The sequence below is a fragment of the Actinophytocola sp. genome (genome assembly GCF_035762905.1).
Lineage (GTDB): Bacteria > Actinomycetota > Actinomycetes > Mycobacteriales > Pseudonocardiaceae > DASYTH01.
On the sequence record NZ_DASUCC010000080.1, the window covers coordinates 23,582 to 39,395 of the forward strand.

Annotated in this window: 11 protein-coding genes; 2 read left to right on the plus strand and 9 right to left on the minus strand. The window is 69.0% G+C overall.

Annotated elements, in window-relative coordinates; genetic code table 11:
* Window positions 1-7: 7 nt before the first annotated feature.
* The 9 genes from VFV67_RS16495 to VFV67_RS16535 form a co-directional block, all read right to left on the minus strand.
* A complete protein-coding gene (locus VFV67_RS16495) occupies window positions 8-3,016 on the minus strand; it encodes a glycoside hydrolase family 3 protein (RefSeq protein ID WP_326471001.1) in 3,009 nt (1,002 codons plus the stop codon).
* 184 nt (window positions 3,017-3,200) lie between these two features.
* Window positions 3,201-5,519, minus strand: coding sequence for an alpha-xylosidase (gene yicI / locus VFV67_RS16500; RefSeq protein WP_326471003.1), 2,319 nt, complete (start codon window positions 5,517-5,519; stop codon window positions 3,201-3,203).
* On the minus strand, window positions 5,516-6,379 hold the full coding sequence (locus tag VFV67_RS16505) for a carbohydrate ABC transporter permease (protein WP_326471005.1): 864 nt from the start codon (window positions 6,377-6,379) through the stop codon (window positions 5,516-5,518). Before VFV67_RS16505 ends, yicI begins: the two co-directional genes overlap by 4 nt.
* The gene (locus VFV67_RS16510) at window positions 6,376-7,338 is read right to left on the minus strand and encodes a sugar ABC transporter permease (RefSeq protein ID WP_326471006.1); all 963 of its coding nucleotides are present in this window, start codon (window positions 7,336-7,338) and stop codon (window positions 6,376-6,378) included. The genes VFV67_RS16505 and VFV67_RS16510 overlap by 4 nt, the downstream gene beginning before the upstream one ends.
* A 1-nt stretch (window position 7,339) precedes the next feature.
* Window positions 7,340-8,650 carry an ABC transporter substrate-binding protein gene (locus VFV67_RS16515; protein WP_326471008.1) on the minus strand — a complete coding sequence of 437 codons (1,311 nt, stop codon included), beginning with the start codon at window positions 8,648-8,650 and terminating at the stop codon, window positions 7,340-7,342.
* Window positions 8,651-8,734: 84 nt separating this feature from the next.
* The gene (locus tag VFV67_RS16520) at window positions 8,735-9,751 is read right to left on the minus strand and encodes a LacI family DNA-binding transcriptional regulator (protein ID WP_414636262.1); all 1,017 of its coding nucleotides are present in this window, start codon (window positions 9,749-9,751) and stop codon (window positions 8,735-8,737) included.
* A gap of 105 nt (window positions 9,752-9,856) precedes the next feature.
* Window positions 9,857-11,425 carry a glycoside hydrolase family 6 protein gene (locus VFV67_RS16525; RefSeq protein WP_326471011.1) on the minus strand — a complete coding sequence of 523 codons (1,569 nt, stop codon included), beginning with the start codon at window positions 11,423-11,425 and terminating at the stop codon, window positions 9,857-9,859.
* A gap of 235 nt (window positions 11,426-11,660) precedes the next feature.
* On the minus strand, window positions 11,661-13,085 hold the full coding sequence (locus tag VFV67_RS16530) for a glycoside hydrolase family 30 protein (protein ID WP_326471013.1): 1,425 nt from the start codon (window positions 13,083-13,085) through the stop codon (window positions 11,661-11,663).
* Between the two features lie 5 nt (window positions 13,086-13,090).
* The gene (locus tag VFV67_RS16535) at window positions 13,091-14,185 is read right to left on the minus strand and encodes an endo-1,4-beta-xylanase (protein ID WP_326471014.1); all 1,095 of its coding nucleotides are present in this window, start codon (window positions 14,183-14,185) and stop codon (window positions 13,091-13,093) included.
* A 219-nt stretch (window positions 14,186-14,404) separates the two neighbouring features.
* Between VFV67_RS16535 and VFV67_RS16540 the strand changes: the two genes are divergently transcribed.
* A complete protein-coding gene (locus VFV67_RS16540; RefSeq protein ID WP_326471015.1) occupies window positions 14,405-15,436 on the plus strand; it encodes a LacI family DNA-binding transcriptional regulator in 1,032 nt (343 codons plus the stop codon).
* A 134-nt stretch (window positions 15,437-15,570) separates the two neighbouring features.
* The gene (locus tag VFV67_RS16545) at window positions 15,571-15,807 is read left to right on the plus strand and encodes a hypothetical protein (protein ID WP_326471017.1); all 237 of its coding nucleotides are present in this window, start codon (window positions 15,571-15,573) and stop codon (window positions 15,805-15,807) included.
* Window positions 15,808-15,814: the final 7 nt, after the last annotated feature.

Below are 15,814 nucleotides of genomic sequence, written 5' to 3' on the forward strand. Positions count from 1 at the left end.
TCAGGTTTCATCGCAGGGAGAAGGTGCTGATCCTTTGATCTCCGGTGAACACGAGGTACACGTCGTGCCGGCCGCTTGCGCCGGTCAGCCGCGCGGTCGCCGTGGTGTAGACGTACTTGTCACCAGTGCTCGGCACGGTTGCGGTACCGACCAGGCGGCCGTTCACCGGGTCGTCCAGCCGAATCTGGATGGACGTGGGGCCGGCCTCCGCCCGGGCCACCCTGGCCCGGAAGTTTCGTGCGCCCGAGCGGAGGTCGGCGTCGGTGAACTTGACCCAGTCGCCCGCGGTGGCGCCGACCGCGTCGCCGCGCACCTTGCTCTCGTCGACCAGGTCAACCCCGGAGTAGTCGTCGAAGTCGATCGCCCGGGTGTCGCTGCCGAGGCCGCGCGCCGGAATCCGGTCGCCGTCGACCCGCAACGTGGTCCGCTGCCGGATGTCCGCGAGCGAGGCGCCGACCAGGACGTCGTGCGTGGCCGACTCGACCACCCAGCGTCCCCGGGTCACGTCCCAGTGCGCGAGGTCTGCCGCGGGCAGCCGCAGCCGCACCGTCTTGCTCTGCCCCGCTTCCAGGTGCACCCGCTGGAACGCGCGCAGCTGCGCGACCGGCTGCTTGTCCCGGGAGGTGCGCTGGTGGGTGTAGAGCTGGACCACCTCGTCGCCGGCCCGCCGCCCGGTGTTGGTCACCCGGACGCTCACCTCGACCGTCCCGTTCGGACGGACGCGGGTGTCGCTGAGCCGAATGTCGCCGTAGCGGAACGTGGTGTAGGACAGCCCGTGCCCGAAGGCGTAGAGCGGGTCGCCGCGGTAGTAGAGGTAGGTGCGGTCGGTCTTGATGATGTCGTACTCGAGGATGCTGGGCAGGTCGGCGTCGGACCGGTACCAGGTCTGGGTGAGCCGGCCGGCCGGGTTGACGGCACCGAACAGCACGTCGGCAACGGCGTGCCCGGTCTCCGCCCCGGCATGCGTGGTCCACAGGATCGCCGGGACGTTCTGCTGCTCCCAGTTGAGCGTTGTCGGGTAGCTGTTCTCCACCACGACGATCGTGTTCGGGTTGGCCCGGTGCACGGCCTGGATCAGTGCGGACTGGCTCTCGGCCAGCGCCATCGTGGTCCGGTCGTGGTCCTCGCGGCCGTTGATGAACGGCATGCTGCCCACCACGACCACCGCGGCGTCGGCTCCGGTCGCGGCCGCGACCGCGCTGTCGATCCCGCTGCTGAGCGTCTCCTTGGTGAACCGGGTGGCGCCGGCGGCGTCGGTGGCGCCAAGGGTCAGGGTGCCGTCCGCGGCGACCGTGACGTAGTTGTTCGGGCCCTCCCAGTCGTTGGGGGTCTCGAACCCGGCGTAGCGGATCACGAAGGTGCCGTTCCCGGCGTCCTCCAGCTTGAACTGCTGCTGGACGAACCAGTCCCGGGGCTGCGGCGCGCGGTTGACGAACGGGCTGGTGGCGCCGAAGTCGAACCGCTCGACGTAGCGCCCGTTGGCCACGCTGCGCAGGGTCAGCACGCCCTGGCCCCAGTCGAACACGTCGAACTGTTCGGTGGCGCCCGCGCCGGTGCCGGCGGCGCGCAGCAGTTCGCCGTCCGCGTCGGTCCCGGCGGTGACATAGCGGCCGGTCGCGGCCTCGCGCAGCGCGATCCGGTCCACCGCCTCGGTGTCGGCCACCCGGGCACCGCCGCCCAGCCGCTCGCGGATGCCGTCCAGCGGGGTGACCCGGTACGGCAGGGCGCCGGAGTACCAGTCGGTGTAGAGGGTCTTCTCCAGCGGGCCGATCACCGCGACGTTCCTGGTCCTGGCCGGGTTCAGCGGCAGCGCGCCGGTGTTCTTCAACAGCACCATGGCCTCGCCGGCCACCTTGCGGGCCAACGCCTGGTGCGCCGGGCTGTTCACCACGTCCTTGGTGATGCCCGCGTACGGGCCGCGGTCCGGGTCGAAGTCGCCGAGCCGGAACCGCACGCTGAGCACGTGTCGCACCGAGGTGTCGATGTCGGCCTCGGTGAGCAACCCCTGGGCCAGCGCGTCGCGGATGTGCCCGATGGTGGGCGCGGAGTTCTGGTTGTCCACGGTGAAGCTGTCCAGGCCGGCCTTGAGCGTGGCGGCGAAGCCCTCGGCGTTGGTGGCGTAGTACTGCTCCGAGCCGGTCAGGTTGTACGGCGCGAACGCGTCACTGACGTTGTAGAGCGTCTTGTCGGTCCAGGTCCGCACCACGTCGTTGAAGTCCGGGTTGACCGTGTTGGGCCGGCCGTTGACCAGGTTGTAGGCGCCCATCACGCCGGTGGCCGCGTCGGCGGAGATGGCCGGCTTGAAGGCCGGCTCGTCGTACTCGCGCAGCACCCGGGGACGCAGGTTGGACGATGCGGTGTCCCGGCGGATCTCGTTGTTGTTGGCCAGGTAGTGCTTCAGCACCGGCGCGGTCTTGAGATAGAACGGGTGGTCGCCGGAGAGACCCTTGCCGTAGGCGGTGGAGATCTGCCCGGTGAGGAACGGGTCCTCGGAGTAGCCCTCCTCGTTGCGGCCCCAGCGCGGGTCGCGCAGCAGGTTCACCACCGGCGCCCACACCTGCACGCCCCAGACCCCGGGCGCCTCCGAGTTGAAGCCGCGCGCCTCGTCGCCGACCACCGAGCCGACCTGCCTGATCAGCGCCGGGTTCCAGGTCGAGGCCAGCCCGACCGCCTGCGGGAACACCGTCGCGGTCGCGGTCACCACCGCGCCGTTGTTGTTCCGGTCCGTGGTCCAGCCGAGTCCGTGCAGCGCCTCGGTGCCGGCCTTGAACTCGGGGATGCCCAGCCGCGGGATCGCCGGCTGGAACTGGTGCAGCAACGAGATCTTCTCGTCCAGCGTGAGCCGGCGCAGGAGGTCGTCCACCCGCGCCGACAGCGGCGCGGCGGGATCTTGGAAGGGATACGCGGGCGCGCGATGCGCCGCCGCGACCGGGCCGGTGAGGCCAACCATCAGAGCGACGGAGACGGCAAGGACGCCGAACCGGCGCGAATGGGCAGGGACACGTCGGATCCTCATGAGCACGCTCCATCGGGGCTCAGTCGAATGCGGCTGTCGAAGCGCTTCGACACGGTCGCCGATCGTCGGAGGGTCGTTTGCAGTTCTGGGGTGGTGCCGTGGTCTCCGCCCTAATGATCAACTCATCGAAGCGGTTCAACGCGTAACGGCGATGTTAAGCGGTCAGGTGGCGGCGGACAAGGGTTCAGTTCCGCGCCAACCGAACGGTGAGCACCCCTCCCTCCGCCTCGATCAGCGTGCCGAGCGGATGTTCGGTCGCCGAGCCGCCGGTCACCGACTCGATAGCCCGCTCCCCCACCAGAAGCACGCGCCAGCCCGCCGGCGCCGGATCCGCCTCGACCCGGATGACGTCGCCGTCCCGGGCGGTGACGAACGCGGCCGCCGGCTCACCGGTGATGGTCGGAACCGTGGTGGCCACCCGACCCTGAGCCAGCGCGAAGACGTACAGCGTGACACCGTCGGCGTAGTCGTAGGCCGGGCCGTCGTCCAGCGCGCCGACCGGGATCACCGAGCCGGGCCGGGCCAGCAGCGGCACGCTGTCGAAGCCGTGCCGCTCGCGCACCCAGCGCGGCCCCTGAACCTGCTCACCGGTAAGGAAATGGGTCCAGACGCCGGGCGGCACGTAGTAGTCGACGGTGCCCTCGGCGGCGAACACCGGAGCCACCAGGAGATCGTCGCCGAGCAGGTACTGCCGGTCCAGGTAGGTGCAGGCCGGGTCGTCCGGATACTCCACGACCATGGCCCGCATCACCGGGATGCCGTCCCGGTGCGCGATGACCGCGGCCTGGTACAGGTACGGCATCAGGCGAGCCTTGAGCCGGGTGAACGTGCGCAGCACCGTCACCGACTCCTCGTCGAACAGCCACGGCACCCGGTAGGAGTAGTTGCCGTGCAGGCGGCTGTGCGAGGACAGCAGCCCGAACGGGATCCACCGCTTGAACAGCTCCGCCGTCGGCGTGCCCTCGAAACCGCCGATGTCGTGGCTCCAGAAGCCGAACCCGGACATGGTCAGGGACAGGCCGCCGCGCAGCGTCTCGGCCATCGACTCGTAGGTCGAGGAGTTGTCGCCGCCCCAGTGCACCGGGAACTGCTGGCAGCCGACGGTCGCCGAGCGGGCGAACACCACCGCCTCGCCGTCGCCGCGGCGCTTGCGCAGCAGGTCGAACACGGTCTTGTTGTAGAGATAGGTGTAGTAGTTGTGCATCAGCTCGGGATCGGCACCGTCGAAGTACTCGACGTCGGTGGGGATCCGCTCGCCGAAGTCCGACTTGAAGCAGTCCACCCCTATGTCCAGCAGGGCATCCAGCTTGGCCGCGTACCATTCCCGGGCTTCGGGGTTGGTGAAGTCGACCACGGCGAGGCCGGGCTGCCACAGGTCCCACTGCCACACGTCGCCGTTCGGGCGGCGGAGCAGGTAGCCGCGCTTCTTTCCCTCGGCGAACAGGGCGGACCGCTGCGCGATGTACGGGTTGATCCACAGGCAGATCTTCAGGCCCTTCGCCTTGAGCCGGGTCAGCATCCCGCGCGGGTCGGGGAAGGTGCGTGGGTCCCACTCGAAGTCACACCAGCTGATCTCGCGCATCCAGAAGCAGTCGAAGTGGAAGACCGACAGCGGAATGTCCCGTTCGGACATTCCCTCGACGAAGCTGTTGACGGTCTCCTCGTCATAGGCGGTGTTGAACGAGGTGGTCAGCCACAGGCCGAACGACCACGCCGGAGGCAGGGCCGGCCGGCCGGTGAGCGCGGTGTACTTCCGCAGGATGTCCTTGGGTGTCGGGCCGTAGATCAGGTAGTAGCGCAGCGACTGGTCCGCGACGCTGAACTGCACCCGGGCCACGTCCTCGGAACCCACCTCGAACGACACGTGGCCGGGGTGGTCGACGAACACCCCGTAGCCGGCGTTGGTCAGGAAGAACGGGATGTTCTTGTACGCCTGCTCGCTGCTCGTCCCGCCGTCGGCGTTCCAGATGTCGACCACCTGGCCGTTGCGCACCAGCGGGCCGAACCGCTCCCCCAACCCGTAGACGGCGGTGCCGACCCCGAGCACCAGCCGTTCCCGCACATGGTGGCCGTCGTCGCCGGTCTGGATGAAGGCCAGATCCTCCGGCCCGCTGGTGGTCAGAACCCGTTCGCCGGCAACGAAATCCATTCGCCAGTCGGCCCGGTTCACCCGCACCGACAGCGCACCCGAGGTGAGCGCCGCATGTTCGGCGTCGGCGTCGACCCACGGCTCGGTGGCGCCGTTGGTGAACAGCTCGAACCGGGGCGGCCGGGCGACCTGGCCGGCGTAGTGCGTGACCGACACCCCGACCACGTCCGGCAGCGGCGCGGAAAGCTCTACCGTGAACACCGGACCGCGTTGCAGGTCCAGCCGGCTGTGTACCCGGTAGGACGGGGCCAGCAGGGTCAGCGTGCCCGGTCCCGGTTCCACGTCGAGAACTTCGACCGGGTAGGCCGGATCCACGCCGGCACGCATCCGCCAGTGTCCGTCGGTGAACTTCATTTGACCGCTCCCGCCGCGATGCCTCTGGTCAGTGTTCGTTGGAACAGCAAGAAGAACACGACCGCCGGCACGATGCCGAGCAGGGCGGACGCGCTCTGCGTCGTGGCGTCCATCAGTCGCTGCCCCTGCAGAACCCCGAGCGCGACCGGAACGGTTTGGTTCTCGTTGGACACGAGCATCACCAGCGGGATGAAGAACTCGTTCCAGGTCCAGATGAAGAAGAACACGAGCAGCACGGACAGGGTCGGCCAACTCATCGGCACGACCACCCGCCACAGCGTGTGCCACTTGCCGGCGCCGTCGATCCGGGCGGCGTCCAGGATCTCGGTGGGGAACCGGGACAGCACGGCGGAGAGCAGGTAGGTGCCGAACGCGGCCTGGACGGCGGTGAAGATGATGATCACGGCCAACCGGGTGTCGTACAGGTCGACTTCCTTTGCCATGTAGTACAAGGGATAGATCAGCGCCTCCTGCGGCATCAGGTTGGCCAGCAGGAAGATCGCGATGATCCACATCCGGCCGCGGACCCGTCCGATGCCGAGCGCGTAGGCCGCCACCACCGAGACCAGCACGGCGAACACCGCCACCGATCCGGCGATCACCGTGCTGTTCCACAGCTTCTCGCCGAAGTCGACCCGAACCCAGAAGTCGATGATGCCTTGCAGGTACAGGCTGTTCGGCGGTTGCAGTGGGCCGCCCTGGCTGTAGTCGGCCGGCGACTTCACCGCGTTCAGGGCGACCAGTCCGAACGGCACCAGGGTGATCACCGCGAGGACGGCCAGCCCGATCAGCACCACCCAGCGCACCGGGTCCGGCCGGCACCGGGCCCGCTGCCGCGACGTCAGGGTCGGGGCGCTCATCGTTCGTCCCGGTGCTGGGCCCGCAGGAACAGAAACGTCAGGCCCACGATGATCACCGTGAGCACGGTGGCGATCGCCGCCCCGTAGCCCACGTTGGCCTTCTCGAAGAAGTTCTGGAAGGAGAAGTACGAGGGCACGTTGGTCGCGCCGCCCGGGCCGCCCCGGGTCAGCACGAAGATCTTGTCGAACGTCTTGAGCGCGGCGATGGTGCAGGTGAGCAGCACCACGAAGATCTCCGGCCGGATCTGCGGCACGGTGATCAACCACAGCCGCTGCCACCAGCCGGCCCCGTCCACCTCGGCCGACTCGTACAGTTCGGGGTCCACCCGCTGCAGGCCGGCCATGAAGATCACCACCGGGTAGCCGATCTGGATCCAGACCAGCACCGCCATCACCGACAGCAGCGCGGTCTTCTCGTCGCCGAGCCAGTTCTGCGTCCACGAGTCCAGCCCAACGAACCGCAGCATCTCGTTGAGCGCACCGAACTCCGGGTGCAGGATCCAGCCCCACACCACGCCGGCCACCACGGCGGGCAGCACCTGCGGCAGGTAGAACGACGCCCGCAGCGCGCTGGCCGAGCGCTGGCCGAACCGCTTGCCGACCACGTCGAACATCGCGCCGGCGAGCAGCAGCCCGAGAAACGTCGGCACGATCGCCATCGCCACGATCAGGGCCAGGTTGTTGCGCGCCGACAACCAGAACGTCTCGTCACTGAACAGCTTCCGGTACTGCTCGAGGCCCACCCAGTCCGGGCTGCCCACCCCCTGCCACCGGGTGAAGCTCAGCCAGACGTTGCCCACCAACGGGATCGCGATCACCACGACGAACAGCAGCGCCGCGGGGATCAGGTAGGGCAGGTATCCGCCGTGCCCGCCCGGCCGGCGGTGGCCGGCCGGGCGGGTCGGGGTGCGCGGCGCCGGCCCGGCCGGAGCCGGCGCGGTCTGTACCGGAAGCGTCATCTCACCCGCCGAGGTTCGCCCGGTTCTCTTGGTACGGCTTGGCGATCTCGTCCAGCACCTGGTCGGGGCTGGCGCTTCCGTTGATCAGCTTCTGGGTGGCGGAGACCAGCACGTCGTAGTAGCCGGGTGCCGGCCAGTCCGGGTAGAAGGCCAGCCCGTCCTGCTTGCTCAGCGTGTTGAAGTCGCTGATCAGGGTCTTGGTCGCCGGATCGGTGACCGCGTTCGGGTCGGCGGCGATCGGGACCCCGCCAGAGTTGCCGAGCAGGGCCTGGTTCTGCTGCTGCATGGTGATGTTGATGAAGTCGTAGGCCAGGTCCTTGTTCTTGGAACCGGTCGGCACCACCCAGATGTTGCCGCTGGAGCCGGCGCTCATCTTGCTCGGCCACAGGAACGAGCCCCACTGGAAGTTCTTGATCTCGGTCTGCAACCGGCCGAACCACCAGGTTCCGGAGATCATGATCGGCGCCTTGCCGGAGATGAACGAGATGCCCATGTCCTCGGCCTTGCTGCTGGTGGACGCTTTGTCGATGTAGCCCTTCTGCACCCACTCGGCCAACGTGTTGGCGCCGTAGGACCAGGCGCTGTCATGGAAGTCGACGTCGCCGGTGTAGCGCTGGTAGCGGTCCACCCAGCCGCGGTCGGCCTTGGTCAGCGCCAGCTGGTACATGATCTGGTGTGCCGGGTACTCGGCACCGCCGACGGCCAGCGGGGTGACCCCGGCCTGCTTGAACCTGTCCAGCGCCGCAACGAACTGATCGAACGACGTCGGCACCTGGATGCCGTGCTGGGCGAACATGTCCTTGTTGTAGAACACCAGCACGTACTCGGCGTAGTTCGGCACCCCGAACCACTTGCCGTCGCCCATGATGCCGCGCTCGTCGTACTTGCAGGTGGTCTGCAGGCTCGGGCTGAGCAGCTTGTCCCAGCCGCGCTTGGTGACCTCCTCGCTCATGTCGGTGAGCAGCCCCTGCTTGGACAGCAGGCCGGCGGTCGCGTTGCCCTTGTTGTACTCCATCAGATCCGGCGCGTCGTTGGAGTTGAGCACCATCTGCGCGGTCTTCTGGATCTGCTCGAAGCCCTTCTCCTCGAACTTCACCGTCACGTTGGGGTGGCTCCTCTTGAACTCCTCGATGGCCGCGTTCCAGGCCACGCCCATGGCACTGGTCGGGCCCTCGTAGTGCCATAACTTGAAGTCGCGCGGGCCGGTGTTGTCGCCGCTCGCCTGGTCCTCGTCGCTGCCGCACCCGGCCAGCGCCAACATCGCCGCGGTGAGGGCCACCAGCAGCCGCGCGCCCTTGCCTGCCCTGAACATCGTTGTTCCTCCTCGCGGTCCGTCGAAGCGCTTCACTCGTCGTGACGTGGGGATATAGGGATATGTAGGGGTTGGGAACTGGACTTACGGTCTGGGCTTCGCCGTGCTGTCACGCACGGTGAGCTGGGGTTGCACCAGGGTCGGTGCGCCGTTCGGGTCGTTCTCCGGGTGGTTGAGCAGGCCCATCACCGCCTGTACGGCCATCCGGCCGATCTCCTCGGCCGGGATCGCCACCGAGGTGAGGCCCGGCGTCACCCGCACCGCAAGCTCGTCCGGGCAGACCGCCACCACCGACAGGTCGGCCGGCACCTCGCGCCCGGCCTCGGCGAACGACCGGAGCACCGGCTCCACCACGGGTTCGTTGTGCACCACCACGGCGGTCAGGTCCGGGTGCTCGTCCAGCAGTTGGGCCACAACGGTTTTGGCGCCCACCGGGGTGGCCTCGCACGGGTGCGTGGTGGCGGCCACCGACCGGCGCGCGGCGGCGTCGGTGAACCCGGTGGACAGCCGGGTCGCGAACCCGGTCTCCCGCTCGTAGACCTCGGGCGGCGAGCCGATCAGCGCCACCCGGCGGTGCCCGAGGTCGGCAAGGTGGTCCAGGCAGGCGGCGCCGGCCGCGGCGAAGTCGAGGTCGATGCAGTGCAGTCCCTCGGCGTCGTCCGGCACGCCGATCAGCACCGAGGGCCGCTTCAGCGCGCGGAGCACCGGCAACCGCGGATCGTGCAACTCCACGTCCATCACGATCAGCGCGTCCACCAGCGAGGTGCCGGCCACCCGCTCCAGACCCTTGACCCCCTCGTCCGCGGTCAGTAGCAGCACGTCGTGCTCGAACTGCCGGGCCGCGGTGACCACCGAGATGGCGAACTGCATGATCACCGGAACGTGCATGCCGGTACGCAGCGGCACGAACAGCGCCAGCACGTTGGACCGGTTGCTGGCCAGCGCCCGCGCGCCGGCGTGCGGCTGGTAGCCCAGCACCTGGATGCTCTTGAGCACCCGCTGCCGGGTCTCCTCCGAGATCGCCCGCTTCCCGCTCAGCACGTAGGACACGGTGCTCGGCGCCACGCCCGCATGCCGCGCGACATCATCGATCTTGGCCAAACCGCTCACCAGCTCGTCGTCGAACCGCTTCGATCGGGTTGATCGTAGGTGCCCCCTCCCCCGTGGGCAATGCCTCGTGGGAGAGGGGGCTGGCGGAGCTACGGGTCAGGGCGTGATCGTGCAGTTGTTGCCGTTGAGCGTGAACGCGGTGGGTGCCGGGTTGGCACCGGTATGGGTGCCCTGGAAGCCGAACGACACCGTGGCGTTCGGGGCGATGGTGCGGTTGTGGTCGGCCGGTGTCGCGGTGACCGACTGCTGGTTCTGGGTCACCGTGGCGTTCCACCGCCCGGTGATCGTCTGGTTGGCGGTGAAGGCGAACGCCAGTGTCCAGCCGGAAACCGCGGTGGTGCCGGTGTTGGTGATGAAAACGTCGGCGGTGAAGCCGGTGTTCCAGCTGTTCGGGGCGTAGCGGACCGAGCAGCCGCCGGTGGTGCCGCCGCTCTGTGTGGTGAACGTGGCGAGCGCGGAGTTGGCGGACCGGTTGCCGGCGGCGTCCCGTGCGCGAACGTAGACCTGGTAGGTGGTGTTGGCGGACAGGCCGGTCAGGGTCGCCGAGGTGGCCGTGGGCGAGGCCAGCAGGGTGTCGGTGGCGCCCTGCTCACGGAACACCTCGTAGCCGGTGACGGCGGTGTTGTCGGTGGACGGCGCCCAGCTCAGCGTGGCGCCGGTCGCGGTGACGCCGGAAACCGTTGGGGTGCCCGGGGTCGACGGTGGCGTGGTGTCCCCGCCCGCGGCGACCGCGAGGTCGAAGGCGCGCTGCGGGACGAACTGGCCGGCACCGGCGATGCAGCCGTCCGCCTCGCCGGGCAGCTTGACCCACAGGAACGCGGCGATCATCGGGTCGCCGGTGGCGTCGGTGCTCGGCGTGCCGACCGCCCGGCCGGCCGGGTCGCACCACTCGCTGCCGAGTGGCCCGTTGCCGTTGCGGCTGGTGTCGATCACGGCGCGCAGGTTGGGCGCACCGGTCGCGGCGAGGACCGCCTTGGCGTAGTTGACCTCGGCCGTCGTGGTCCGGTAGTTGGACACGTTGGTGGAGATGCCGTCCGCGCTGGTGGCGATGTTGGCGGCGACCAGCCGCGCGGCCATCGCGCTTGGTGTGAGCCAGGCGGAGTGCGCCGCGTCGAAGTACACCCGGGCCTGCGCGGAGCCGGCTTTGAGGCGCTGGCCCGCGTAGGACATCGAGGCGCGGACCTCGGCCTGTTGCGCGGCGGTCATGCAGTCGCTCATCAGGGCCAGCACGTCCGGCTCGAGGATGATCGCGGCCGGGCGGCCGGCCAGGCCGGCGGCGACCTCGTCGACCCAGGCCCGGTAGGCGGTGTGGTTGGGCGCGCCGCCGGAGCTGGCGCCGCCGCAGTCCCGGTTCGGCATGTTGTACACGACCATGATCGGGACCTTGCCGGCCGCGGCGGCGGCGCCCACGAAGGCGTCCACCTGGGACCGGACCGTGGCGGTGTTGGTGGTGGTGAACCAGCGACCCTGCGGCACACTGGCGATCCGGTCCCGGATCACCGGCATCCGCGAGTCGTTCGGGTTCGCCGCCACCCAGCGGGCGGCCTGCGTCTGCGGATCTACGTAGAACACCGAGTCGGCTCCGTGGGCGTTGGGCGCGCACAGCAGTGCGGCCATGGTCAGGCCCGTTGCCAGGGCGGCCGTCAGCGTACCTCTTCGTACCATGTCGTGTCCTTCTTGGACAACGGGTTGGCATCGTCGCCAACCCGTTGTCCTGCAACATTTCCGATTCTGGGAGCGCTCCCAGAATCCTAGCGTAGCGTGTCGTTTACTCAGAAGGAAGACTTCTGTCACAACCAGACACAGGTCCGACAGCCGGTAACCCTCCCCGACCAACGACAGAGCCCAGGATCGGCGGGGATGCAGCGGTCCCCACCGATCCTGGGCCTGTTTGGTCGAGCTATCGGCTGATGACCACGGTTGTCAGGGACCGTGGGGCTAGCTCGACCGCCAGGCGCCGGTCGCGCACGGAAAGCGTGCCGGTCCTGGACAAGGAGTGCGTCTCGTCGGTCAGGTACACCGCCGCGCGGTGCGAGCGGGACGCCTCGCGCAGGGCGAAGTCCGTGCGGGTGGCGGTGGTGTTGGTGTTCAGGATCTCGATCACCTTGCTGCCGTCGGCGTTGCGGAATGCCGAGACCTTGACGCCGGGAGCGGTGCTGGCGGCCGCCACCCGGTCGGCGTCGGGGCGGATGAACCGGCTGTAGGCGGCCATCGCCCACAACCGTTTCGACACGTGGTAGTTGGCGCCGTCGAGCTGGATGAACGCCCGGGTGGCGCCGAGCGACGCGCCGAACCAGTAGACGTAGGCACTGGCACCGGCCAGGGTGAGCGTGTCGTGGATGTTCTCGGCCACGGTGATCCCGGCCCAGCCGCTGCCGTCGTCCCACGCCTCGTTCCAGGTGTTTCCGTTGGGCTGCCACTCGGTCATCCACACCGGGCGGCCGGTGGGCAGCGGGCGGTTGGCCGGGTTCTTGTACGGGTGTCCGGTGTGGACGGTCACCAGCCGCCGGGCGGCCGGGTCGGCTTCGATCGCCGTGGACAGCACCTCCTGCTCGGTCCAGCCGGCGCCGTCACAGCAGACCAGCCGGGCGGGCAGGCCGGACCGGGCCAGGGTCGGGCCGAGAACCTTGACGAAGTCCACGATCTGCGGGCCGTCGAAGCGCATCGAGGCGTAGGTCGCGGTGAAGTCCGGCTCGTTGGTGAAGCCGAGATCGGTGATCCGGATGCCCTCGCGGGCGTAGAACCTGGCGTACTGCGCCAGATAGTCGGCGTAGGCCTGGCGCCAGTCGCCGCTGGCGCACGAGGTCCCGGGCAGACCGCAGAGCATGCCGCCGTTGCGGTCGTCGCCGTTGGTCTTCATGTATCCGGGCGCGCTCCACGCGTCGGCGAAGAACCGCCGGACACCGTAGGCCTTGGCCTCCTTGGCAAGCCACACCTGGCCGCCGTCGTAGCCATCCCACTCGTACCGCGGCGGCGCGGCCGGCCCGCCGGGGTCGACCGGCTGGATGGAGCGCATCAGGTCGTACGGGGCCTGCGGCGAGGACCCGATGCCCAGGCGCAGGATGGACAGCCCCGCACCGTTTTCGCGGGACAGCAGCAGGTCCAGCACCGCGCGCTGGTTCTCCGGCGGGAGGCCGAACAACCCGTTCATCGCCGCCGCCCGCTGGAACGCCTGCGCGAAGCCGAAACCGTCGATCGACTGCAGCCGGTCGCCGAAGTCGATCCGACCGGCCGCGCCGTGGGTGGCCGCCGCGGGCGTTACCCCGGTCAGCGCGACGGCACCCAGCGCCGCGACCGCCAGCCGAAGCAGTCGCCGTCCGGACATGCGGCCTACCGCCCGGCCAGGGCGAGTACGGCCTGCAGTTCCCGGTAGCCCGGTTTCGCCGCGAAGTTCTCGTCCAGCAGGTTCGCCGCGCCCTCGCCGGTGAAGAACCCGGGCACCCAGGAGTACTTGTCGGTGTAGCCCCACACCGTGAACGAGGTGCACTTACGGGCCAGCAGGCAGCCCTGCAGCAGCACGCTGTAGCCCTGCGCCTGGGCCTGCAGCTTGACCGTGTCCGGCGGCATGATCATGCGCACGTCCACCTCGGTGATCGACGTCTCCAGGCCGAGGTCCTCGAACCGGCGCAGGTTGGTCATCACCTCGGACGCCGAGTGGAAGCCGAACTGCACGCCGTAGTGCCCCTGCGCGCCGAACCCGTCGACCGGGACGCGCTGCCGCAGCAGGTCCTTGACCAGCTGGAAGTAGGCGTCGCTCTTGGCGTTGAGCCCCTCGACGTTGTAGTCGTTGAGGTACAGCTTGACCTTCGGGTCGGCCTGCCGGGCCCAGCGGAACACGTCGGCGATGTAGCCGGGGCCGAGGTTCTGCAGGAAGATCGTGTCGCGCAGGTTCGCGTCGTCATCGATCACCTCGTTGACCACGTCCCACTGGTAGAGCTTGCCGCGGAAGTGCGAGGCCACGTCGATGACGTGCTTGCGCAGAATGTTGCGCAACTCGGCCGGGCTGATCTCGCCGCTCGCGACGCCCTCGGTGAGCCAGGTCGGAAGCTGGTTGTGCCACAGCAGGGTGTGGCCGCGGACCTTCTGGCCGGACCGCTTGGCGGCGGCGATCAGCTCGTCGGCGGCGGTGAAGTCGAGCTTGCCGCGCTCGGGCTCGAGCAGCTGCCACTTCATCACGTTCTCGGCCGTGATCGAGGAGAACTCGGTGGCGATCCGCTCGCGATAGACCGTGTCGGCGTTGAACGCGTCGTAGTCGACCGCGGTGCCGATCAAGAGATCCTGGCGTTTGGCCAGGTCGCGCAGGGGTGAGTCGACGGGCACGGTGTGTCGCTGGGTGCCCGCGTCGTCGGCGGAGCTGGTCAGGCTGACGGAGTAGAGGATCGATGCGGCCAGGACGGTGACGGCCGCGATGCTGGTCAGCTTCATTGCACGGCTCCTCGGCCGAGGTGATGTGACTGTTTCCGAAATATTTCGGTAATGCTTCCGGTACTCTACCGGAAGATTAGGGGGCCGGGGTTTTGAGCGTCAAGCGACACTCGGCCGTGAAACCAGCAGGCAAGAGGGGAAACCGAGCCACCCGGGGCATATGCTGGGCGGCGCAACCTTTCGGCCACAGGCCGAACGGGATGGCGTAAGGAGAGGCCCTTGACGATCGACGGGGAACGCAAAGTCACCATCACCGCCATCGCGCGCGAGGCCGGTGTCTCGGTCCCGACCGTGTCGCGGGTGGTGAACGGCCGGTCCGACGTGTCACCGGCGACGCGCGCCCGGATCGAGGAGCTGCTCCACGAGCACGGCTACCGCAGGCGGACCTCCCGCCGCCGGGACCGCGCCGGCCTGATCGACCTGGTCTTCAACGACCTGGACAGCCCATGGGCCGTGGAGATCATCCGTGGGGTGGAGGAGGTCGCGCACGCCGCCGCCGTCGGCACCGTGGTCTCCGCGGTCCACCGCCGCTCCACCTCCACCCGGCAGTGGCTGGAGAACCTGCGCACCCGGGCGTCCGACGGCGTCATCCTTGTGCTCTCCACCCTGCAACCCACCCACCAGGCCGAGCTGCGCCGCCTCAACGTCCCGATCGTCGCCGTCGACCCCGCCGGCGGCCCCGCCCTCGACATGCCCACCGTCGGCGCCACCAACTGGGCCGGCGGCCTGGCCGCCACCGAACACCTGATCTCGTTGGGCCACACCCGGATCGGCTTCGTCGCCGGCCCCCCGCGCCTACTCTGCAGCCGCGCGAGGCTGGACGGCCACCGCGCCGCCCTCGAGGCCGCCGGCATCGACTCCGACCCCGACCTGATCCGCCCCGGCGACTTCTACCACGAAGGCGGCTTCCAAGCCGGCCGCGCTCTCCTCGAGCTCCCCAATCCCCCCACCGCCATCTTCGCCGCCAGCGACCAGATGGCCTTCGGCGTCTACGAAGCCGCCCGCCAGCACGGCTTCCGCATCCCCGACGACCTCAGCGTCATCGGCTTCGACGACCTCCCAGAAGCCCGCTGGTCCTCACCCCCACTCACCACCATCCGCCAACCCCTGGCCGAAATGGGCACCCTCGCCGCCCGCACAGTCCTGCGCCTAGCCAAAGGCGAAGAAGTCGAAAGCCCCCGCGTCGAGTTGGCCACCCACCTCGCCGTCCGCGACAGCACCGCCACCCCAGGCAAACCCAAGCGCAGGTAACCAAAGAGCCCGATGTCCGACGGGCGGCGCCGCAGGCGCCGCCCGTCGGACATCGGGCGCGTTTGACGTACCGTGCCTGATGCGCCACTCTGTGCGAGAACGGTTCTCTACATTTCTCGAAATGAGGTGCGCTCATGCGCGCTCGATTCCTCGGCAAGGATCCCGACTCAGACGTGGACGGCTCGCCCACCCTGTTCGCGACGGATCGAACGGACCGCGTGACCTACATCGCGCAGGGCTGGAAGGTCACCGACCCGCAGGTGTTGGCGGACATCGGCCCGGTACCGGTCCACGAGACGCTGATCGAGATCCCCGAAGACGTGCTGGAGTTCTACACTCGCCGCTACCAGGAGCAGGAGGGCGAAAACTGAACCGACT